The sequence below is a fragment of the Paenibacillus sp. BSR1-1 genome (genome assembly GCF_030403775.1).
Classification (GTDB): Bacteria; Bacillota; Bacilli; order Bacillales; family Cytobacillaceae; genus Neobacillus.
Genome location: NZ_JAQMWQ010000003.1, coordinates 1 through 15,878, shown reverse-complemented (window position 1 = coordinate 15,878; position 15,878 = coordinate 1). Strand labels below are relative to the sequence as shown.

Annotated in this window: 19 protein-coding genes and 1 pseudogene; 8 read left to right on the top strand and 12 right to left on the bottom strand. The window is 34.0% G+C overall.

The genetic code is table 11. The annotated features are described in order from the left end of the window. Window positions 1-317: 317 nt before the first annotated feature. Window positions 318-1,325, top strand: coding sequence for a DUF3231 family protein (locus PH210_RS05835; protein ID WP_289983832.1), 1,008 nt, complete (start codon window positions 318-320; stop codon window positions 1,323-1,325). Window positions 1,326-1,386: 61 nt separating this feature from the next. Here the strand turns inward: PH210_RS05835 and PH210_RS05830 are convergent. After that, window positions 1,387-1,689, bottom strand: a pseudogene (locus tag PH210_RS05830) (IS3 family transposase); the annotation flags it as partial. A 76-nt stretch (window positions 1,690-1,765) separates the two neighbouring features. Between PH210_RS05830 and PH210_RS05825 the strand changes: the two are divergent. The 6 genes from PH210_RS05825 (at window position 1,766) to PH210_RS05800 (ending at window position 4,854) form a co-directional block, all read left to right on the top strand. Beyond that, entirely contained in the window at window positions 1,766-2,254 is a 489-nt protein-coding gene (locus PH210_RS05825) for a CBO0543 family protein (protein WP_289983830.1), read from the top strand. Window positions 2,255-2,538: 284 nt separating this feature from the next. Next, window positions 2,539-2,784, top strand: coding sequence for a spore gernimation protein GerQ (locus PH210_RS05820; RefSeq protein WP_213118511.1), 246 nt, complete (start codon window positions 2,539-2,541; stop codon window positions 2,782-2,784). Window positions 2,785-2,800: 16 nt separating this feature from the next. Further along, complete coding sequence (locus PH210_RS05815; RefSeq protein WP_289983828.1) at window positions 2,801-3,169, top strand: spore coat protein; 369 nt, start codon at window positions 2,801-2,803, stop codon at window positions 3,167-3,169. An 18-nt stretch (window positions 3,170-3,187) separates the two neighbouring features. Then, window positions 3,188-4,324 (top strand): zinc-dependent alcohol dehydrogenase, encoded by a 1,137-nt coding sequence (locus tag PH210_RS05810; RefSeq protein WP_289983827.1) that lies wholly within the window; start codon window positions 3,188-3,190, stop codon window positions 4,322-4,324. Between the two features lie 17 nt (window positions 4,325-4,341). After that, a complete protein-coding gene (locus tag PH210_RS05805) occupies window positions 4,342-4,536 on the top strand; it encodes a hypothetical protein (RefSeq protein WP_289983826.1) in 195 nt (64 codons plus the stop codon). A gap of 18 nt (window positions 4,537-4,554) precedes the next feature. Then, complete coding sequence (locus tag PH210_RS05800; protein WP_289984423.1) at window positions 4,555-4,854, top strand: spore coat protein; 300 nt, start codon at window positions 4,555-4,557, stop codon at window positions 4,852-4,854. 150 nt (window positions 4,855-5,004) lie between these two features. Here PH210_RS05800 and PH210_RS05795 read toward each other — a convergent pair whose 3' ends face one another. The 11 genes from PH210_RS05795 to PH210_RS05750 all read right to left on the bottom strand — a co-directional run bounded on the left by PH210_RS05795 (window position 5,005) and on the right by PH210_RS05750 (window position 14,289). Then, on the bottom strand, window positions 5,005-6,102 hold the full coding sequence (locus tag PH210_RS05795) for an L-dopachrome tautomerase-related protein (protein ID WP_289983824.1): 1,098 nt from the start codon (window positions 6,100-6,102) through the stop codon (window positions 5,005-5,007). Window positions 6,103-6,337: 235 nt separating this feature from the next. Next, window positions 6,338-6,676 (bottom strand): DUF5655 domain-containing protein, encoded by a 339-nt coding sequence (locus tag PH210_RS05790; protein ID WP_289983822.1) that lies wholly within the window; start codon window positions 6,674-6,676, stop codon window positions 6,338-6,340. Between the two features lie 894 nt (window positions 6,677-7,570). Then, window positions 7,571-8,827, bottom strand: coding sequence for an Nramp family divalent metal transporter (locus PH210_RS05785; RefSeq protein ID WP_289983821.1), 1,257 nt, complete (start codon window positions 8,825-8,827; stop codon window positions 7,571-7,573). Between the two features lie 318 nt (window positions 8,828-9,145). Next, window positions 9,146-9,331, bottom strand: coding sequence for a DUF4926 domain-containing protein (locus tag PH210_RS05780; RefSeq protein WP_289983820.1), 186 nt, complete (start codon window positions 9,329-9,331; stop codon window positions 9,146-9,148). Window positions 9,332-9,371: 40 nt separating this feature from the next. Continuing rightward, the gene (locus tag PH210_RS05775) at window positions 9,372-9,557 is read right to left on the bottom strand and encodes a hypothetical protein (RefSeq protein ID WP_289983819.1); all 186 of its coding nucleotides are present in this window, start codon (window positions 9,555-9,557) and stop codon (window positions 9,372-9,374) included. Then, window positions 9,496-9,666: a DUF6980 family protein gene (locus PH210_RS29910; protein WP_483312089.1), complete on the bottom strand. Its 171-nt coding sequence runs from the start codon at window positions 9,664-9,666 to the stop codon at window positions 9,496-9,498. Before PH210_RS29910 ends, PH210_RS05775 begins: the two co-directional genes overlap by 62 nt. A 106-nt stretch (window positions 9,667-9,772) precedes the next feature. Continuing rightward, window positions 9,773-10,063: a hypothetical protein gene (locus tag PH210_RS05770; RefSeq protein ID WP_289983818.1), complete on the bottom strand. Its 291-nt coding sequence runs from the start codon at window positions 10,061-10,063 to the stop codon at window positions 9,773-9,775. Between the two features lie 710 nt (window positions 10,064-10,773). After that, a complete protein-coding gene (locus PH210_RS05765) occupies window positions 10,774-11,241 on the bottom strand; it encodes a CBO0543 family protein (protein WP_289983815.1) in 468 nt (155 codons plus the stop codon). A 733-nt stretch (window positions 11,242-11,974) separates the two neighbouring features. Further along, window positions 11,975-12,526, bottom strand: coding sequence for a carboxymuconolactone decarboxylase family protein (locus PH210_RS05760; RefSeq protein WP_289983813.1), 552 nt, complete (start codon window positions 12,524-12,526; stop codon window positions 11,975-11,977). 550 nt (window positions 12,527-13,076) lie between these two features. After that, a complete protein-coding gene (locus tag PH210_RS05755; RefSeq protein WP_289983811.1) occupies window positions 13,077-13,406 on the bottom strand; it encodes a hypothetical protein in 330 nt (109 codons plus the stop codon). Between the two features lie 472 nt (window positions 13,407-13,878). Further along, entirely contained in the window at window positions 13,879-14,289 is a 411-nt protein-coding gene (locus tag PH210_RS05750; protein WP_289983808.1) for a hypothetical protein, read from the bottom strand. 855 nt (window positions 14,290-15,144) lie between these two features. Here PH210_RS05750 and PH210_RS05745 point away from each other — a divergent pair. Continuing rightward, entirely contained in the window at window positions 15,145-15,693 is a 549-nt protein-coding gene (locus PH210_RS05745; protein ID WP_289983806.1) for a DUF3231 family protein, read from the top strand. The last annotated feature ends 185 nt before the right edge of the window (window positions 15,694-15,878 follow it).

Sequence of the window (15,878 nt, the reverse complement as noted above, 5' to 3'; positions counted from 1 at the left end):
CTTCACCCTTTCAATATGTATCTAAAATACAATATTCGTCTAAAAACATTAATATCCCTTCTTACACTAAGCTGCCTCGTTAGCACAAAAAGCAAAAAGACCGCCGTAGCGATCACCTTCTTTAACTCTTGCACCCGATAGTCCCGATAGTTTAAGTACAATATTTCTCAAACTTTTTTAAAGGCCCACTTAGTTATGATATCTCCCTTGTCAAACCAAAAAATTATTAATTTTCCATGCAATATTACATAAATGATAAAAAAATACCAGATACTTGTTATAGAATATAAAATTAATCTTAAAAAGGGATTGATTATATGGATTATAAAAAGGCTGCAAAGTTAACTGCGGGTGAGTTAGCACACTGTTGGGAACAGTTTATGAATAATAGTATGTCAAATGTTGTTTTGGAGTATCTGACCTTAACAACAGAACTAGAAGAAGTTAAATCCCTTTGTAGTGTGGCGGGTTCTATTTCTAAATCTGCTGTACAATTTTTTGAATCTGTTCTACGAAGTGAAAACTATCCAATCCCCAATGGCTTTAACATTAAAGATGATTTAAACCCAAATGCCCCTAAGATGTATACTGATGTTTTTATATTATTTTATTTAAATAATATGTCTAAAATTGGAATGTCCTTAACAAGTATGGCACTATCCGATTCAGTAAGGGAGGATATTCGCAATTTTTTCCACGAACAATTAAAAAACTTTTCAAGTTTATTTGAACGTACGACAACTATTCTATTGGAAAAGGGAGTATTTGTAAGACCTCCTTCAATTACCTCCACTCATGAAACAAAGCCAATTGCAGATAAAGGATTTTTGGGTAACTTCTTTAATGATAATAGAGAATTAACGGCAAGAGAAGCAAATGAGCTACACAAAAATGTTTTTATGAATTATATTGGTAAAAACTTATTAATAGGATTTATACAATCTACATCTAATCAGGAATTAATGAGTTTATTGCAAACAGGAAAAGAATTATCTTTAAAGATTATAGACAAATTAGGTGATATTTTAGTTCAAAATGATTTGCCTATTTCAATGACTTGGGATACGAATGTTTTGGATGGTAAAACATCTCCTTTTTCAGAAAAATTAATATCTTATCTATTAGACCAACTTAATCGTGATGGTATCGCCAGTTATGGGTATAGTGCAGCAGTAAGTATTCGAAAAGATTTAAAAACTACATATGCAAAGATAATTGCAGATGTGTATCAATATGAAGAAAATATAAAAACCTTTATGATAAAAAATGAGTGGATGGAGAAACCTCCTGTTGCACTAAATAGGGATAAGCTTGCTCAAGACTAAAGAAAAATAAAACTACCAAAAGTTAAAATGTACCCCTTGTAAAGGACATTTTTAAAAAAGCCTAGGCAGATTCAAGAAGATGGTCTCTGTATTGAACAGGGTTCATCTTTTTTAGGTTCCATTGATATTTATGATGGTTAAAGTAAGTAATATATTTGTCTATTTCACGTCTTAGTTCATCTAAAGTTTTACATGACTTTATATTGGCCTCGTCTTTTAGGTGACCAAAGAATGATTCTATCGGGACATTGTCCCAACAATTCCCTCGTCTAGACATAGACTGGTTTAACCCTAGTTTCTTGACGAGTTTTTGGGAATCAGGGTGGGTATAGTGAGCCCCTTGGTCTGAATGGATTAAGGCATCTTACTTATCTAATTTTCGAATGTCCTAAGTATAACCACCTGCATCAGAGATAACCTATCTAATGGAGGCGCTAAACATGGGTCGAAAATTTGAAAAAAACCTTATAAAATTGCTTTATTTCTTTGGTATTAGTTCCTTTATTTACTTAATTAAAAAACCACTTGCAAAGGACTGGCTCCTTGTTTTCTTTATAAAAAGTTATTATGCATCATTGGTCGATAAACTGGTTGTAAATAAAGGTTTTGTTAAATATCCCACCCGATTTCCAAAACAAGCTAAAACAAGTGTGGTGTTTGATTACATACTTTTCCCAATTTCTTGTGTCTTTTATAATCAACTGACTAAGGATTCCCGCATCCTTCAGTGCCTTTTAAAAGTTCTGTATTTCAGTGTACCGATGACTATTACTGAGCTATGGCTAGAAAAAAATACACGTCTTGTTAAATATAAAAAGGGGTGGAATTGGAAAAACACTTTTTATTCGCTTTCTTTTTCCTTTTTATTGGTCAGATTTTCAATGTCTGTTATAAGACGTCTCTTCAATAATAAATACGATTTTTCTTAGATGGATGTTCTTAATACAATAAAAGTAAAAAGGATGAGGCACTTCTTCCTTTCATATTATAAGTTCAACCAGATATTTCTGGTTGAACATTTTTTTAGCTACAAGAAAAAAGACCGTTGCAGCAATCATCCTCAGCCATCACAATAAATGATTTTCCCCCACTTTATGAATATTCCAACCATTAAAGATAATTAACCAATTATAAAAAAATTTTAAGAATGCTTCCCTCCTATTTTTGGAACAATACAATGGATTGTACTAACGAATAAGGAGGGTAATTAGAAATGGATATTCAAAAATTAGCTGATCATGAGTCATTGGATCTACATGAAGTTATTAATTTTAAAACCCTTTGCTTAGCGAAATCAAAACTAATGCAAGGACTGGTATTTGACCATGATTTGAGAGCATTAATGCAAAAAGATGTCGAACAATCCATGCAAGCACTTGGGGAATTACAGGCAGTTTATCAACGTGCACCTTTTGAAGCGCCTGTTCCTCAAAACCGGCCAACACCAATAATAAATTGAAAGGAAGGCAAATTCATTGAACAATGACTATTTAGACCCTATAAACTCGCTACACGTACCAGAGCTAGCAGATACCACATTTGCGATGGATTTACTTCTTCGTGCCAAAGAAGGTGTGCGCAATATTGCGGTTGCATTAACGGAGTCCGCATCACCTGATGTTAGAACCCTCTTACGAAACCAGCTAATGCAAGGGATTGCCATGCACCAAGAAATTACAGAATTAATGATTAGTAAAAAATGGTTCCATCCATACGAATTAAATGAACAATATCAATTAGACCAACTCTCTGCCAACAATACTTTGATGATTGGCAAAATGAATCTATTTCCTGTTGAGACCAATAGAAAAGGTATGTTCGACCGGACACCTGATGAACACTAACACTGGAGGCTGTAACCAATGAAGGCGGTAACGTATCAAGGTATTAAAAATGTTGTAGTCAAAGAAGTTCCAGATCCCAAGATTGAAAAACCGGATGACATGATTGTTAAAATAACCAGTACCGCTATATGTGGTTCTGATTTACATTTAATTCATGGCATGATTCCTAACCTGCAAGAAAACTATGTTATTGGCCATGAACCAATGGGAATCGTCGAAGAAGTTGGTCCAGGTGTGACTAAGCTAAAAAAGGGAGATCGAGTAATTATCCCCTTTAATATAGCATGCGGTGAATGCCAATACTGTAAAAACCATTTGGAAAGCCAATGTGATAATTCTAATGATAATGGTGATATGGGTGCCTATTTCGGATATTCTGGTACGACGGGTGGCTATCCAGGTGGGCAAGCTGAATATTTAAGAGTCCCATTTGCCAACTTTACTCATTTCAAAATTCCAGAGACTTGTGAAGAACCAGATGAAAAGTTAGCAGTTATTGCCGATGCGATGACTACTGGTTTTTGGAGTGTTGACAATGCAGGCGTTAAAGATGGAGATACCGTTATTGTTCTTGGCTGTGGTCCGGTTGGTCTTTTTGCTCAAAAATTCTGTTGGTTAAAAGGGGCAAAGCGAGTCATTGCCGTTGATTATGTCAATTATCGCCTGCAGCACGCAAAGCGCACCAACAAAGTAGAAATTGTTAACTTTGAGGACCATGAGAATGTAGGAAGTTACCTGAAGGAAATCACCAAAGGCGGCGCTGATGTTGTCATTGATGCAGTTGGTATGGACGGTAAAATGACTGATATGGAGTTCCTTGCAAGCGGAATGAAGCTTCATGGCGGAGCATTAAGTGCGGTTATTATAGCTTCACAAGCAGTGCGTAAAAGTGGGACAATTCAAATTACTGGCGTTTACGGCGGCAGATATAATGGTTTCCCTCTTGGAGATATTATGCAGCGAAATGTCAATATCCGCTCCGGTCAAGCACCTGTCATCCACTATATGCCATATATGTTTGAATTGGTTTCGACCGGAAAAATTGATCCAGGAGATGTCGTAAGTCATGTACTTCCACTTAGTGAAGCAAAGCGTGGCTATGAAATTTTTGACACAAAAATGGATGATTGTATAAAAGTCGTGTTGAAACCTTGAGGAAGGAGGTATAAAAAATGAACTACGCCTTACATGAAGTTCTTGAGGTCCATGAGATGGCTGCATTTAAGACCACTTGTTTAACTAAATCCAAAACGATGAAAGCGTTAGTTACAGATCAGCTATTAAGAGATATTATGCAGCAAGACATTGATGTATCTACGAGACAATTACAAGAATATGCTTCTATCCTTTCCAACGCTAAGCAGTAAATTAGGAGATGAATGAACATGAATCCAATCATTGAAACTTTAACGGGCATGGATGGACTATCTGATCAAGTCGTTGCAATGGATCTACTCATTTCAGCTAAAAGTGGAGTTAGAAATTATGCCATGGCAGCTACGGAGGCAGGAACACCGGAAATTAAAGAAATGCTCACTCGCCATTTAGTGGAAGCTATTGATATGCATGAACAAATATCCGCATATATGGTAGAAAATGGATGGTACCATGCTTGGGATACAAACGAACAGATCAGTTTGGATTTAGATAATATCAATACAGCATTAAACTTACCGACATTATAGAAAATTTCTAGGAACAGTTTAACACCAAATAAACTGTTCCTTTTAAACCATTTTGAGTTTATTTGGCTGAAGTAAATAAAGTTAATACTTCTTTCTTACTCGAGTTTGTTTTACACTATATAATTGAAAACAATTAATTTACTATTTTTATTATGAAAAGGTCGGAGCAGGAAATTCATCAATTTTGATACGAAGCAAACTATAAGGTTTCTGTCGTAAGTCTTTTCCATAATGAAATCTAGGCTGTCGATGTAATTGGTTCACTATGACATACAAATATTGATCCGGACCAATTGAAAAAGTATCCGGCCACAAAATTCTCGAATCATGTGCGATAGTTTCCATTATGCCATTAGGCAATATCTTACGGATACTGTTGTTTTCATAATCTCCAGCATAAACAGTTCCCTTTGCATCGGTGATCATTCCATCAGACGCACCTTTTTCTCCCCAATACTCCACATGATAAGCTAAATCCATGTCTGGTATCGTTCTGTCTCTAAGGGCTTCTGTTGAGATCGAAAACAAATGACGACTTGTTAGTGGAGCAAAATATAATTTCTTTCCATCGGGAGAAATTGCAAGACTATCAGACGCCAATCTAAATGGAGAAGTTGAACCATCTTTGTTTCGATTCATTAAAATTTGACCTTCTACTTTCGGTAAAAAATAGGGATCGGGTGAAGTAGAATTTGCCCCATTTAACCGTCTAAACGCGTTTCCATTTGATAAATCTACGACGATAATAGCTCCTGGTCCTCTTGAAGAAGAATCTGTTATATAGGCATAACCTGCTTTTCCAACACGAAAATCAAAACGGACATCATTCAGATAAGTTGTAGGCAGGACAACATTTTCTGTAAAGGTATATACTTTTCTTATTGTATTGGTTTCTAAATCAACAGCGACTAATTTTGCCCCTCCTTTAATAGGTTTAGAAAAATTAGGTGCGGCTGTATCTAATATCCAAAGCGTTCCCCTTCCATCAGCTACTACACTTTGGACACTGATGAAAGTCATTCTGATATTCTCGGGATTAACCAAATTGGTTTGTAAATTAGGATAAGGCTGCAATTTATCCTCAACAATTTCCGCCACCGTAAATTTAACATCGTCTCCCCATTTCGGAAAGCAAGTGAAAATACGACCGGTTTCTGAAACAGTAACACCTGTAGGCATAGCCCCATAAAATGCATAAACTAGTTCTAAATTACCGAAATATTTTTCACTAGGTAACATAGGTTTCATAATATCCTCCTCAAGCATTCAAACGGGATATCACCTATATATGATTTATATTTTTTCTAGTGCATGTTTCTTAATAAGTTTTTCTATACAAAAAGATGATTGAACGGATTGTTTTCGATATTTAATTGTTTGTCAGAAGAAAGGAAACATTTTAATTTAAAGGTCTCTTGTCCAACCATACAGATATAATTCCTAAGAAAATGCTGTTCATTGGTAATAAATATCCTTTCTCTAACTAACTCATTAATTGATATGATTCTTTTAAAAGAACTAAAAACTCTTGATTTAGTTCGTCTTCACTATGAAATCTAAAGTTATTGTGAAATCTGTTTTTTGAAACTTGTTCAATTTTAGTAATATTCTCGTGTTCAATTTGATGGTTTGTTACTAAATTAAAATCTAACCATTTCTTTTTTGGATGAACTCCTCCAAAGGAAGATTTACTTAAAAGATGTATAGAAGTCTTTTTAAACTCAATTTCAAAAGGTCCAATTGTTTTCAATAAATCGAGTATTTTTGAATATATTTCATAAACATCAGATGCCTTATTTGAAAATAATTCATCTTCTGACATATCACCATCTCCTACTTTCACTTTAACATATTAAACTTTATTACCTTATTCCGCCTCTTTTTACATCCTTTTACCATTTCTTTATTCACTAACCTACCACATTAGCGGAACAAGAAAAGCGACGGTTCTTATTGAACAATCGCCCCGTACCAGAAGAAGAAGAGAACCTAGCCCTGCGTCCTAAAAATAAAAATCATCTTTTATAATTACGGAACACACTTTTCTAAAAGTAATTGGAATCCAAAAATTATGAAAGAAAAACTGAAATATGTTTTATAAAATATGTTTATTTTTCCAATTAACTAACTTATATACCTTTAATTTTTGAAATAGATAGTTAAGAGGAAATGCAAAAAGCATATCCATTAAAAGATTTATTGCAACATATCGCTGAAATTTTCCAAAGGTTAAATGAAAAATCCACAGTGTTCCTGCAAGAAGGAACCGAATACATAACATAAATCAGTAAGTATTGTTGTTGTCTTGTTCCCCTTAACTACCCAAAATTTATATGGGATTGATAAAGCACATACACTTAATACAGTACGGATGTAAAGGTTGTAACAGATAAATATTTATAAACTGACTTATTAGGTAAAAAAAAATAGTGAAGCCCCTGATATTAAAACCAATCCTATTTGAATTAATGAAGGAATCATTTTTATGCCCCTTTCCTCAAAATATTATTTGTAACACATGTTAATTTATCCAATTAGTTTCTCTATATTTTTTTACTCCAACCCATTAAGGCTTCAAAAACTGCTGTTTCTTCTTGAGCTAACCTGCTACGTTAGCTGAATAAGAAACAGCCACCAAGAATTTTTGGCAGCTGAATCGTCAACTCTTGACCCGTAAGCTTAAAAAGAATATATAGGCGTTAAAAACGTTCATTAGTTAATAAAAAGTATGATATAACAAAAATAAATTAAGGCTTATAATAAGTACGGCAATTATCCACGCACAGATCGAAGTTACTAAATGGTTAACAAGGTTTCCCATTAGTTTTTTGTTACTTGTAAACATTATTAAAGGTATTAAAGCAAAAGCAATTCCAAAAGAGAGAACGACTTGGCTTATAACAAGAGCTTTAGAAGGATTAATTCCCATTAGAATTATTCCTAACGGCGGTATCATTGTTATAAATCGTCTCAAATAAATAGGTATGTGTCGTTTAATAAAGCCTTGCATAATGATGTCACCTGACATAGTACCAACTGAAGAACTTGATAATCCTGCGGATAACAATCCAATTCCAAAACATATTGCCGCAAAGGGTCCAAGTATTTTTCCAAATTCATTAAAAGCAACTTCTAAATCACTTACATTAAGTCCGTTTTTATTAAATAATGCCGCTGAGACGATTAACATACTTGCGTTTATACCACCTGCAATAATCATCGCAATAATGACATCTACAAACTCATATTTAAAAATCTTTTTCCGTTCTTCTTCAGTTTCTCCGACAATTCTATTTTGTGTTAAGGCAGAATGCAGATAAATGGCATGTGGCATCACTGTTGCACCCAGCATCCCAGCCCCTAATAAAACGCTATCAACATCCTGAAATTTGAGCGTGAAAAGACCAGAGAGAATTGCCGCTGCATCTGGTGCTGAATAGAAAACTTGAACCCCAAAAACAATTACAACAATAAAAATCATAGCTGTAATAACAGCTTCTAACGGACGCATTCCTCGCCTTTGAATCTCCAAAATGACGAAAGAACCAATGGCTGCAATAATAGCAGCGAAAACAAGTGGGATACCAAAGAGCAAATAGATTCCAAGCGATGCACCAATAAATTCTGCCAGATCTGTTGCCATAACGACAAGTTCAGCTTGTATCCATAAAAGTATGGAAGTCTTCTTTGAAAATTTTTCTCGGCAAACTTCAGGGAGGTTTTTACCTGTTGCAATCCCTAACTTGGCAGACATCGTTTGAATCAAAACAGCCATTAAATTAGAAACTAAAATGACCCATAATAAGGTGTATCCATACTTAGACCCTGCCGAAATGTTTGTTGCATAATTACCTGGATCGATATATGCCACAGCAGCAATAAAGGCAGGACCTAAAAAAGGCAGCAATCTTTTAATTCCATTAGAATCTCCTTTTATAGGAGAATTAGAAGTTCTATCCAAAGAGTTAGACAATTTTTGGGTCCAACCTCCTTCTTTTATCCGATCTTATAGTTAATTTTCGGTAACCTTTCTCAGGTTGCAAACCCGAAATAATGAAGTTATTGGACTTTCTAATTGATTAGATACCAATAATAATAAATACAGTATTTAAAGATATCGGAGTAGTATTTTTCTCAATTTTTTTTCGTTATCGGCACCACTATTTTAGTTTGCATTCTTTTTAACATGCTATGCTATTTGAGATTCATCGTCAATAAACCTGCCCCTTTCAGTCGAACAAGAAAAAGGATCGCCGCAGCCATCCCGGTCTTAAACTCTAGCAACCGTTAGTTAAATAACAACCTCTAGGAAATCTCTAGATAATGCACCTAAAAATAGAGTTATACCATTTCTGTCGGATATTTCCACTTCAAAATGATTATCATCGTAAACTTCTAATATATAACCAAGGTGCCCTTTCGTAATCCCCTTTTCAGGTATGTCTTGCACAATCCTGACTTTATCAAACTGTTTCATCTATAAACACACCCCAACCATCCATTCGTTTAACTCGATATTACCAGAATTTCAGAATTTCCTTTTTACTACACTTCCCCGTTAATGCAATAAAAAAGGGATCGCCGCAGCCATCCCAATCTTCAACTCTTGCACCCGTTACTTCAACAAGGAAGATTATTATTTCAAATTTTCGAACCACACCAAGGACAAAAAGAAATGCCGATACTTGATGTGCCACCATCATGAATTATTAAACCATAGTCATTATTCTTTTCATCAAAAATGATTATCTTGTCGGGACATTTAAAGGGGTTCTTATGTATATCACACTCGAAATCAGCGTGATAAGCCATATCCTCACAACAATGTTTTTTCATAATTTCATTTCTCCTTATTTCATTCAAGCACCCGTTACTTTAAGTATAATGTTTCACAATCCTTATTGAAAAAAGAAACGGACTATCTCTTTAAACTTGCAACATAAAAAGTTTGGATGACAACTAAAATGATGAATAATGTTAGGACAAAGAAAGCAATTGAAACTCTATTCTTTTTTAAAATATATTGCTCTATTCCATTTAAAAACATAGATATTGCTAGAATAATTCCTGTAACTTCATTATAGAAAAAATTCACAGTGTTTGATGTAAAGATTAAAAATACGATAATTATCATTGGGATTGTCAATATTAACTGAGTAATTACAATAGGCTTTACTCTGTTCTTAAAAAAACGGTCACTTAATTTCATATTTCTGTCTCTCCAATAGGGGGAAATTTATTCTGGTTGTTTTGTTCGTTTAAATAACAAAATGATTAAGAATATTATTTCAATGAATATGATTATAACGATTAAGTCCTTTAAGAAAATAATACTAAATGAATTGGTATCTAGCTTGCTATTTCTAAAAAAATTGACCAAAGTAATTATTATCATAACGCCTATTAATCCTGAAAATCGCCGTAAAATTTTTTTTAATCTTCCCAAAAAATATGTTTTCATTTGTTTCTCCTAGATGCTTCAACCGCACATTTAAATTTAAGTTTATAACCACTGAATAATAATTGATTTTCAGGATATTTATAATGGGAATTTAACCCTATGTTATTAATCCCTTTATTGAACTAAACTGCTTTCGTTTGTTCAATAAGAAAATGAAACTATAAATCATTATCTAAGTCCAATGCATCCATTCCCTTTATAGCAGGAACAGTGAATGGATACGTATTAAAATCTGGAACTTCCTCTCGTAAAAGAGTAATTCTACGTAAAAACAACATTGGGTACACTCCGCTTTTTATTTTTATTATAACGGGTATTGCGAGATTTTGAGATAATTCTTATTGAAGTAATCTGCCAGTTAGTTGAACAATAATGAAGAAAGGACTGTAGAAACAGTCCTTTTGTTGAGAAACTAGATCACTCCATAAGTTGAAAACAGCAATAAAAAAATATCATTTTTAATTTACCTTATAGGACATTTTTTGTTCTAACCAACGAATAAATTTGAGATTGACCATTAACACCCCATATAAAAATGGATAAGAAATAGCAGATAACCAGATATTCCAATTCTTATGATACAAGAATCCACTTTTTAGACATAACCATTCGTAAAAGGTAGAAAAAACAGACAAACCTATTAAGTACATTGCCTTATTCGTTAATGAACGATTGTAGGGATAAAAGTTAATTATAATCATAGTCGCTGCTGGATAGATTCCGAATAAAATAAGTAAAGTCTTCGCTTCTATAAAATATGGCTCGAAAAATCCATACATATTATATTTATCAGTAAATCGATCAGCAAGTTCGGCAAAAAATAATCCCCAAAAAATACTTGCATAATACTCAATAGGGCGTAATTTTTTTTTCATCAGTATGGAAGTCAGGTTAAAAACAATAATGGATACATAAAGAAACCACATAGTGTACATCCCTATCTTAAGAACAAAATTAAATTCTTTTCTAGGATATACATTTAGAAAAATTTTATAAAAAATGGAAAAAAGGTGTTAGACCATGTTCAACTATACTGCCCCGTTACCCACAAAAGCCCGTACAAAATAAGTCACAAATGAATATAGTTTATTAATAAAAGTTTTCCACCTTGACTTAGGTGCCCTTTTGGGTACCTGTTTCATTTTGTTTAACAAAGTGACATTAACTTTCTCGGTAAAAATATCTCCCTCAGTATAATAATGTTAATATAGCCTAACTACATTTCCTCTATATCTGAATAAGCTATTACATAAAAATTCTTTGTCCATTTTCCTGAACCATCCTTTTGGGATGGTTTCTTTTATTTCCCCATTAGCGGAACAAAAAAAGGGTTATCACCTTCGGTATAATAAAAAGTACACATAAAAGGCACAAATAATTGTGCCTTCCAAAGGAGTGAATTGTTTTTCCCAAATGCCCAATATAATATATTCTAATGATTTATTTTAGTTTGGGTTAGCACCCATAATATTCTCTAAGCCAAAATTAATTATCCTTCTTGCATTAACCTGCCCCATTAGCACAATAAGAAAAAGTTGCCGCAATGACAGCCCTGTTCTTCAACTCTTGCACACGATAGTTTAAGTACATTAGTTCACAAACTATTGTGGACAAATGTGATTTCTTGGTTTCAGCAGTTTTCTTTCCTGTTACGTCGGATTAGGTATTGCTCGGAAAATTCGGGGCGAATTCCTCATGTTGAATGCTTAGTGCGTTTAATATGAATGACACACCATGATAAAGTCCAGCCAGCATGATAAGCTCCACCAATTGCTCCTCAGTGAAATCCGCAGATAACTCTGCCCAAAGCGTATCATCTACTGTTGCGGTTTTATGAAGCTGGTCGGATAAGCGAATTATCAACTTGTCCTCCGTATCCCAACATTCGTCTTCAGCGCCACCATAGACACTAGAGTGAAGTTGTTCTTTAGTCCATTGCGCTTTGTCCCCATATGCAGACACATGAACACCCCATTCATATTCTGCACGGCAATTTGCACATGTTCGGAGAATCATTAGTTCACGGTTACGGATGGAGATACTGCCTCGGTCTAAAAGACCGCCAGCCATCATCCGCTGTAACACTCTCGGATTTTTGGCTACGGTACGAAATAAGAGAAGCGGGGACTGTCCTCGCATAATCTTATCAAATTCCGCCTGCACTTCAGTCGTGTAAGGTGGATTAACAGGCTTGATACGGGGTGTAGACATAATGTAACCTCCATAATATTTATTATTTGTGTTGCTATATCATTGAATATTCTCCACTTATTTACAGAATTCCTTCTTGAACTAGCCTGCACGTTAGCTTAACAAGAAAAAATGACCGCCGCAGCGATCATTGCTAGAAAACGATTTTTCACTATAGCTACCCATTAGTTTAAGTACAAAATTTCACAATCTAAACAATTCTTGATTTAAAAACTACACCAATTTGTTTATTCTCCTCCAAATTAATGAAGTAATTAAAAGTAATACACCAACCGAAGCACCAATTATCTGGTCTAATAGAAGTTCACTAGTTCTGATATAACGAATAATAAAAGTTCCTCCGAAAATCACAATTACAGTAATAGCTAACTGTAAAAGATAAGAATTTATTTTCATCACTCCACCCCTCTTTTACTTTACCATAAATTTACACATACTTTCATTAACCTGCTTCTTCGTTAGTTCAACAATAATAAGGAGCTGCCAATCACAGCTCCATCTTTAAACTCAAGCACCCATTAGTGAAAAGTAGCGAGTTATATTCTTATTTTCATTTTACTTTAGTAAAAAAGAAACCTGTCCCATTTTCTTGTGGAACAAACCCTTGTTGAGCTGAACTATTTTCCACCATATTTTGCTCTTCTACTGAAATAATTGTGGTAACATTTTTTCCTTCAGCTCCATTACCTTCTCTACGATTTTGCTCTTCTACTGATATAACTCTGTATTGATCTCCGTCATTAGTGGCTGTTTGTTCAACTTTTACTTTTGACTGTCCAGTTTGTGCAAATACCTTTGTACTTTGTAGGTTCTTCGTAAAACCGATTGATAATGCTAAAGCACCAACAAACCCTATGGTCAAAACTAATTTCCCTTTCATTTAAAAACTCCTAATGGTTTGAGCTTGTACTAATAACATATTTTACCACATCTGAAACTATGTTACTTTAAAATTTGTTACTCAACTAAACCTCTTCGTTAGTCCAACAAGCAAAATGATCGCGGTAGCGATCTCCATCTTTAACTCTTGCACCCAGTTAGTTCAATAAACACCTTCTATTTTATTGCACATTTTCTTCGAAATGTGTACTAATGAATTTGGTTGGTTATAAATTCAAACCGATTTTAAAAACGAACTAATTTCTGAATGAACATCGATTTTACAACTAAATAGTAATAACTTCTCGATATTAACGTTGAAATCTTCTAATATTATACAAGATTTTATACAAAAAAAGACGGGAAATAAAACGGGCAAGGCTCTCCAAAGCCTTGCTATTTCTATATTGTATAACGCGTCAATTTAAGAAATTATCGGTAGTGGATTATCCCCGATCCCCCCTTAAAGGATTTTAAAGCAAAGAAGCTGTGAAATAGAATCTATCATTACCGCCGAATAAGGTGATGTCAGAGCCGTGACCCATAATTATATCAACTTTATCTCCAATGGAAAGTTGTAATATGTTACACCCCATTACTATAGTTCCTCCCGCTACAGAAGGTTCTCCGAAAAGAAACGTTTTTAATGTGCCATTAACCCGAATAGCCATATCAACAGGTTGACTTACAGAAAGTGGATCAATATATAAACCGGCACAAATTGAATATATACCATTAGCAGAAGGAACAAACGTAGATGTTGTTGGGTCATATTCATGTCCTAGATCAAATTCCACCATTGGAAATAAGATTTTGGTTGGGTCGTCAAACCTAGAAATAACTTGATTATCAAGATTAAATGCTCTAAAAGCATGCTTTGCCATTTTAATTTCCTCCTTATTTTAAAATCAATACAACTTATTCGGGAATAACTCGTGTTGTATCAGCAGTTAATATACATTTATTAAAATCCCACCATCTTTAGAAAGAATGCTCTATTTTAGTTACCTTTCTTAAACAAAAAAAGACCTCTACCGGTCCTTATTCTATTCATAGAATCTTACATCTAAAGTAGCTGCTTATAAAAGACATAATGAAGTATAAAAAGTGCTCCCTCAAATTCAGTTCTTCAGCCTTTTCTTTTATAATTTCACCTTCATAAGCTGGCATATTTGTAAAAAACTGCTCTGTTTCCTCTTGGTCGAACCTGGGAAAGCCCTCATATAGCAATTGTACTCAGTGGAATGTAATGATTTTCGCTGTATTCATCCATCTTTTTTTTTATCGATTTAATTACTTGAACCAGATTTTCTTTGGATCTGTGTCACGTTCCACTATATAGTAAGTGTAATCTTCAAAATGTTTAGAGATAATATATCCAATTAATATGTTTTTCTTCATTCCGTAAGACTTCGACAAGTTGTTTACTTTCTCGGACATCTGTTCATTCACCGTTATTACGAAGTGAATACGTTTATAACTTACCCTATGGGTACGGTGATCTTTCATCAGTTAATTTGAATAAAAACCTTTTACCACAAACCTGCCCCGTTAGCACAACAAGAAAAAAGACCGCCGCAGCGATCCTCATCCTTAACAAAAGCACTCGTTAGCTTAAGTACATTTCTGCACAATATTATCGAATTGCTAATACTACGTTTTTAACTCCACACAAACCCTACTAATAAAAACAAATGAGTTGGAGAAAAATATATTTTAAAAACTGACAAAGGTGAATTATGACTAATATTCTTGAATCAATAGCTGCAATAATTAAAAATTTTGTTGATGAAGAACCTAAACCACATTTACATGTTGGAGAAGTTATGGACTTATGGATAGCATTTACAGCTTTCCATGAAGCTCATGCTCTTTATCAAGTGGGTTTAAATACAACTACTGATCCAGATTTAAAACATGTCTTAAAAAAAGCACTTGCTGGCAGTAAGGAGGATACACTAAGGATTGGAAATTTTCTCCTTAAAGAAGGTGTTCCATTACCTCTTATAAATCCTAAAAAACCAATTTCAAAACCAGATGCTGTTCCTGAAGGTGTTAAATTAAATGATGACGAGATTGCAAATTTAATTTCTGTGAAAGTAGCGACTTCCATTACTTTTTGCGCACAAGCGATGTCAAAAACTATTCGAACGGACGTTGGATTAATGTTTTTTCTAATTCAAGTTAACCTTATGAAATTTGGTGCTCCATTAAAAAACTTAATGAAAGAAAAAGGATGGTTAAGAATACCTCCAAAATATTATCCACCAGGTTCACCAGATAACTAATTTTTCTGGTATATCTGTATTAATCTAAAAAAGAACTATCTTACTGGTACGCAATATGGTTCAAATATGCATTAAGTGTTTTTTTCTTATTTAACTAACCTCCCTCTATATAGAAAGGAAAATCTCACGATTTCTCTTGTTTTCTCCAAATTTCGTAGTAGTTTGTTTTAAAGTCCAATTGAACA

What these genes read in the sequence shown, in the direction of transcription:
- PH210_RS05775 (WP_289983819.1), bottom strand. Translation starts at nt 9,557, where the DNA reads ATGATGGTGGCACATCAAGTATCGGCATTTCTTTTTGTCCTTGGTGTG.
- PH210_RS05745 (WP_289983806.1), top strand. Translation starts at nt 15,145, where the DNA reads ATGACTAATATTCTTGAATCAATAGCTGCAATAATTAAAAATTTTGTT.
- PH210_RS05810 (WP_289983827.1), top strand. Translation starts at nt 3,188, where the DNA reads ATGAAGGCGGTAACGTATCAAGGTATTAAAAATGTTGTAGTCAAAGAA.
- PH210_RS05825 (WP_289983830.1), top strand. Translation starts at nt 1,766, where the DNA reads ATGGGTCGAAAATTTGAAAAAAACCTTATAAAATTGCTTTATTTCTTT.
- PH210_RS05835 (WP_289983832.1), top strand. Translation starts at nt 318, where the DNA reads ATGGATTATAAAAAGGCTGCAAAGTTAACTGCGGGTGAGTTAGCACAC.
- PH210_RS05800 (WP_289984423.1), top strand. Translation starts at nt 4,555, where the DNA reads ATGAATCCAATCATTGAAACTTTAACGGGCATGGATGGACTATCTGAT.
- PH210_RS05820 (WP_213118511.1), top strand. Translation starts at nt 2,539, where the DNA reads ATGGATATTCAAAAATTAGCTGATCATGAGTCATTGGATCTACATGAA.
- PH210_RS05795 (WP_289983824.1), bottom strand. Translation starts at nt 6,102, where the DNA reads ATGAAACCTATGTTACCTAGTGAAAAATATTTCGGTAATTTAGAACTA.
- PH210_RS05755 (WP_289983811.1), bottom strand. Translation starts at nt 13,406, where the DNA reads ATGAAAGGGAAATTAGTTTTGACCATAGGGTTTGTTGGTGCTTTAGCA.
- PH210_RS05770 (WP_289983818.1), bottom strand. Translation starts at nt 10,063, where the DNA reads ATGAAATTAAGTGACCGTTTTTTTAAGAACAGAGTAAAGCCTATTGTA.
- PH210_RS05750 (WP_289983808.1), bottom strand. Translation starts at nt 14,289, where the DNA reads ATGGCAAAGCATGCTTTTAGAGCATTTAATCTTGATAATCAAGTTATT.
- PH210_RS05780 (WP_289983820.1), bottom strand. Translation starts at nt 9,331, where the DNA reads ATGAAACAGTTTGATAAAGTCAGGATTGTGCAAGACATACCTGAAAAG.
- PH210_RS05760 (WP_289983813.1), bottom strand. Translation starts at nt 12,526, where the DNA reads ATGTCTACACCCCGTATCAAGCCTGTTAATCCACCTTACACGACTGAA.
- PH210_RS05790 (WP_289983822.1), bottom strand. Translation starts at nt 6,676, where the DNA reads ATGTCAGAAGATGAATTATTTTCAAATAAGGCATCTGATGTTTATGAA.
- PH210_RS05805 (WP_289983826.1), top strand. Translation starts at nt 4,342, where the DNA reads ATGAACTACGCCTTACATGAAGTTCTTGAGGTCCATGAGATGGCTGCA.
- PH210_RS29910 (WP_483312089.1), bottom strand. Translation starts at nt 9,666, where the DNA reads ATGGCTTATCACGCTGATTTCGAGTGTGATATACATAAGAACCCCTTT.
- PH210_RS05765 (WP_289983815.1), bottom strand. Translation starts at nt 11,241, where the DNA reads ATGTGGTTTCTTTATGTATCCATTATTGTTTTTAACCTGACTTCCATA.